Raw genomic sequence first — 5,104 nt, forward strand, 5'->3', positions numbered from 1 at the left:
ATGAAAAAAACTAAGTTTCAAAAAAATGCAAAAGACATCTTTTTAACTTATTCAAAATGTCCTTTAGGTAAAGATAAAATTCATAATTATATAAAAGAAATAATGATATCTAAAAAACAAGAAATTTCATATATCATTTCTAATACTGAAAACCATCAAGACCATAAAGAAATACATACTCATGTTCTTTTTCAATTAACTAAACGTTTTAATATTCAAAGTGATAGATTCTTTGACATTGAAGGTTTCCATCCTAGAATTGAAACTGCTCGTAATATAGAAAAATCAATTTCTTATATAAAAAAAGATGGCGACTTCATTGAAGAAGGCACCCCTAGACATAAAAAATATGTTCGTCAAAATCAAAAAGAAGAACGTAAACAATTAATATATGATGAAATAGACAGATTAATAGAAAAATATTATCATGATGATAAATTAACTTTAAATCAAGTTAAAAAATCTCTTAATGATTTTATTAAAATTCTAGACCGTGATTTTTATTACGAAAAAATAGATTTTGTAGAACAAGTTTTAAATAAAAAATTCACTAAAAAAAAAGAAGAGTTAGAAGATGAAGAAGAATTTTTCAAACCTGATTATTCTTTCGATTCATTCAAATCTAACTCTAAAACTAATGAGATAATTGAGGCTATAAATCAACAATTATCAGTTCAATCATTAGGCAAACGACCTAAATCCATTGTTATTGAAGGACCTAGTAGACTCGGTAAAACCGAGTTTATATTAAGTTATCTAACCCACATAAACCTTCACTATAATTATACCAGAGGTGAATTTGATTTTAGTAAACAAAATCATAAAAATGCTTATAAAATCAATATTTTTGATGACATAAGTCTTACTAGAATTAGAAAAGAAGGTTTGATAAAAGATATTATAGGTGGTCAAAAAGGATTTAGTTATAATGTCAAATATGCTCCTAAAAGAACTATAGCTGGAAAGAAGTTAAGTATCTTTTTAGTTAATCCTGATATCTCATTTGAAAATTATTGTGAATGGTCTCGCAATAAAGGATATAAATATCATGAATATCTAGAAGATAATTGTATTTTCATATATGTTCCTGATAAGTTATATCACTAATAAATGAAATAACTTAAAATTATTAAAAAAAGGAGAAAAAAATGACTGGTTTGGAACTTTTTATAACTCTTTTAGTAATGGGATCTTTATATATTTTTATCACTTGTAAATAATTGATAAAATTAAAATTAGAAAGTTATTTTGAATATGTATTTAAGCTTAAAAAAAATAAAATTTAGTTCTAAATTTTATTTAATTATATTTATTTTTATTTATTTATTATTAAATTTTTATCAAAAAAATTTAGTTTTTGCTATGAAGAATAATAATTCAAATTATATTGTAGAACAAGATTTAATACCAAAAAAAAGTAATGATTCTGAAATGATTGATATTAAAATTTTAGACAAATATTCAGAAACAGAAAATGAAACGAAAGAAATAATAATATCATTTAAAAAATTTCTACATAGAATAAGAATAATACAAGAAATAACACAACAAAATATAAATAAACTAATATATACATTGAATAAAATGAAAAAAATTATTAATATTTTAGAAACCAATAATAAAAATTTAGAAGATGAAAATAAAAAATTAAGAGAAGAAGTTAACTTATTAAAGAATCTTAAATAAATTAAAAATCAATAAAAAATAAGCCCCTAATTTAATAGGGGCTTTAAAAATATAAAAATTGTCTTCCTCGAAATGTTAATTTTATTCAATATATCAATTTTATAATACCTCTAAAACGAATTATTTTATACATATATTCAATTTTAAATTAAATTAATTATAACAGGTATCCAAATACGAGCAGAGCGAACTAGGCTGCCAGCCGAAGAACATTACAATTAATCTATTACACCCTTTCCTATAAAGTCCACTCTGTTTATTTAGTGTTTTTTTACATTAAAAATTCGTTAGGTTTTTCCTCAATGTAACTGTCAAACTTTATAATATAAGTTAAATGTGTATGCTTTTTTTCATTTTACTAGGTATTTACTTACTTATGTGCGCGTGCTGTAAGATTCCAGCGTAAGCGCACATAAGGTTTTTCCTAATGATTTTTTTTTATACATATAGCATACACATTGCAATGTGTATGCTTTTTTTAAAATGTGTATGCTTTTTTAATTTCCTCTTTTCTCCTTACCTGTGAACTATCGGGTAAGGAGTAGCGAGAACGAAACAACCGCCTTTGCTGCTTTAGGCAGTAAAGGAGTAGGTTGGAGAGTCCATTTAAAATATTAAAATAATATATTTTTGGTATAATATAAGTGTATTTACTTGGACTCTTATTTAAAGTTTATTTTTTACATCTAAAAAATGTTAAAATTATAAATGACTCTATATATATGTTCGTCCAAGTACGTATATGTAGGGTCATTTTTGTTATATTAAGCTATATTAAAAAAATATAAAAAAATAACTCCCTATTATTTTAGGGAGTTATATAATAAATAAAATATCAAAAAACAAAATTAATAATTATTCCCAATCAAAAAAAGTTTCACTTAATTTATCAATTATTTCTTCATTATGATTTACACATTCATCAACAAGTTGGTTCAATGCATATTTTATCTTATCTTCAGTAGTATCTGGTGATATAATAAAATCAATTATTTTTTCTTTAAATATTTCATATTGTTTTGTTTCAAATTTATCTAATACTTCCTTTTTATAAAATTGATAATCTGTGTCATCTTTTAAATTATTATTTGTTGAAGTAAAACTTTCAAAGAATTTTTCAGATGAATCATTAAGTTTTTTAATATTTTCTTTCAAATAATTTTTAATAAGATCTTCAGCTTCTTTTTTAAAACCATCTATGCCCATTAAATTTAGAAAATAAGCTAAACCTTCTTTTAAATTATTATTATTTTTTTCTTTTGCAGGATCCAATACTTTTTTTTTAAAAAATTGATAATCTGTGTCATCTTTTAAATTATTATTATTTATTGTATTTTCATTCTCTTTTTTTAAATCTTTTTCTGATTTCATAGAAAAAATATTGTTAATTTTAAAATTAATTAAAATTAAAAAAACTGAAGTTATTAGTAAAATTATTTTTTTTAAGTTAATTTTTTTATTTTTATTAAAAAAATTCATTTTTAAAAAACCTCTTTTTTTATATATTTATATTAAAAAAAAAATAGCTATATAAATCCTTTTTCTCATCAAAGAAAATTTTATATAACTATCCACGAAAGGATGCATAAAAATGCAAATATTAAGTTTTAACATAGATCAATTTATTTTGAAAATAAATGACTATGCCACTATTATTATATCATTCCTTAAAAACACTTTTAACAATATAATTGCTATTAAAAATTGTAATTTTTTTAATTTATTAAATAGTACAGGAATAATAATTAATTTTCTTTTTTCTATATTATATATTTTAATATTTATTACCTTATTAGTTTTTTTATGTTCTATCTTTAACATTATAAAAACAATAATCAAATGGATTTTATATCCGTTTAAATTATTAATTATATGTATTATAAAAATTATAAGTAAATTAATTCCTAAATCATCTATTAAACAATCAATTACAATTGATAAATATTTAATTGAATTACAAGAAAATATATCTGATTTAGAATCTAAAAACAATTTAATGATGAAATAATACATTAAAAAAAACAACAATCAAAGGAGATAATAAAATTGGAAAACAACAACAAACCAAAATCAAAAAAAAAAATATTTATCATTTGGGGTTTATTTATTAGTGGAGTTATTCTTGTTCTTTTAATGCTTCTTTTATTAGCTATCAATAAACCTCAACCTAAAATAGAAAAACTAAATCAACAACATTAAAATCTAATATTAATGCCGAACAAGAACAAGAAACCTATAATAGACTTATGAATAAAATTGAAAAAGAAGTTGATAAATTAACCCAACAACAAGAACAAACTCCATCACTTAAATATCCTCCTAAAACTTATTATCAAAATGATGGTATAAAAATTAGAAATATTCAAGAACATAACCAAAACACAGGGATTATTAAAAAATCAACTCATTTTTATGATGATGGCAAAACAATTAGAAAAATTAATGAATATAATGATTTTAACTTAATTAAAGAAATTTATTACAACCAAGATGGAACTATTAAAGAAACTAAAACATTTTAATCATGAATAAAAAAAGAAAAATTATATTAAAGATTTGGATTATATTTATATCAATTCTTATTTTAATCATGTTATTTCTTTTAGGTTTAAAATTACCTAAATTACTTAAATCAAAACAACAACAAGATAATAATAAAGTTGAAACTCAATTTCCATATCAAAACCAATATATTCATGATACTAATAAATTTGAAAATATAATTGGTTTAATGAATTCTTTAAAACGTTTAAAAGAATTAAAAAAACAACAAAAAGAAATAAAACAACAGCAAAAACAAACTGAATATCAATATAAAACCGAATTTGATGATGAAAATAAATTAGTTAAAGATATAGCAGTTGTAAACCCTTTCTCACGACTGGCGCAGTTGTAATTGGTTGTCTATTTCTAGCTCCTATTTTTGCATCTGTAGTTCCAATTGCAGCTCCTGTTGCTTTATTACTTTAATATTAAGAAAGGAGAAATCAAATGTTAAATAAAGTTCAATTAATAGGTAATATAACTCATGACTTAGAGCCAACACATATTAATACTAATGAGGGTCAAATATCTAAATTAGATTTTCAAATAGCTGTAAATAATAAAGATAAAACTCAATTCATTCCATGTGTTGTTTTTAGAAACCAAGCTGAAAACATGAGTATGTATTTACATAAAGGTTCAAAAGTATATTTAGAAGGAACGTTATCAATTGAAAAATATACCAATAACGAAGGCGAAAATAAAACTGCTACTAAAGTAATAGTTCAAAAAGTTATTTTTTTAGATAGTAAAAATGTTAAACAAGTAATTGAAAAGGAACCTAAATCATCATTTGATGATTGGGTAAAATTAAATAATTAATAAAACAAAGGCCCCTATTTAATTAGGGGCTTATACAAGAAAGAGTTTATAA

8 protein-coding genes are annotated in these 5,104 nt (G+C 21.8%); 7 read left to right on the top strand and 1 reads right to left on the bottom strand.

The features are described 5' to 3' along the window. Positions 1-1,107 carry a hypothetical protein gene (locus AYWB_RS03335; RefSeq protein ID WP_011412958.1) on the top strand — a complete coding sequence of 369 codons (1,107 nt, stop codon included), beginning with the start codon at positions 1-3 and terminating at the stop codon, positions 1,105-1,107. Positions 1,108-1,431: 324 nt separating this feature from the next. Then, positions 1,432-1,686, top strand: a complete 255-nt coding sequence (locus tag AYWB_RS03990) for a hypothetical protein (protein ID WP_160122734.1) — start codon at positions 1,432-1,434, stop codon at positions 1,684-1,686. An 855-nt stretch (positions 1,687-2,541) separates the two neighbouring features. Here the strand turns inward: AYWB_RS03990 and AYWB_RS03345 are convergent. Beyond that, positions 2,542-3,165, bottom strand: a complete 624-nt coding sequence (locus AYWB_RS03345) for a hypothetical protein (RefSeq protein WP_011412959.1) — start codon at positions 3,163-3,165, stop codon at positions 2,542-2,544. Between the two features lie 112 nt (positions 3,166-3,277). Between AYWB_RS03345 and AYWB_RS03350 the strand changes: the two genes are divergently transcribed. The 5 genes from AYWB_RS03350 to AYWB_RS03365 all read left to right on the top strand — a co-directional run bounded on the left by AYWB_RS03350 (position 3,278) and on the right by AYWB_RS03365 (position 5,052). After that, entirely contained in the window at positions 3,278-3,694 is a 417-nt protein-coding gene (locus AYWB_RS03350; protein ID WP_011412960.1) for a hypothetical protein, read from the top strand. 38 nt (positions 3,695-3,732) lie between these two features. Then, entirely contained in the window at positions 3,733-3,885 is a 153-nt protein-coding gene (locus tag AYWB_RS04355; RefSeq protein ID WP_011412961.1) for a hypothetical protein, read from the top strand. 47 nt (positions 3,886-3,932) lie between these two features. Continuing rightward, positions 3,933-4,208 carry a DUF2963 domain-containing protein gene (locus AYWB_RS04360; RefSeq protein WP_011412962.1) on the top strand — a complete coding sequence of 92 codons (276 nt, stop codon included), beginning with the start codon at positions 3,933-3,935 and terminating at the stop codon, positions 4,206-4,208. 68 nt (positions 4,209-4,276) lie between these two features. Further along, complete coding sequence (locus AYWB_RS03360) at positions 4,277-4,582, top strand: hypothetical protein (RefSeq protein WP_238374435.1); 306 nt, start codon at positions 4,277-4,279, stop codon at positions 4,580-4,582. Between the two features lie 95 nt (positions 4,583-4,677). Next, a complete protein-coding gene (locus tag AYWB_RS03365) occupies positions 4,678-5,052 on the top strand; it encodes a single-stranded DNA-binding protein (RefSeq protein WP_011412964.1) in 375 nt (124 codons plus the stop codon). Positions 5,053-5,104: the final 52 nt, after the last annotated feature.

This window comes from Aster yellows witches'-broom phytoplasma AYWB, from assembly GCF_000012225.1.
Lineage (GTDB): Bacteria > Bacillota_I > Bacilli_A > Acholeplasmatales > Acholeplasmataceae > Phytoplasma.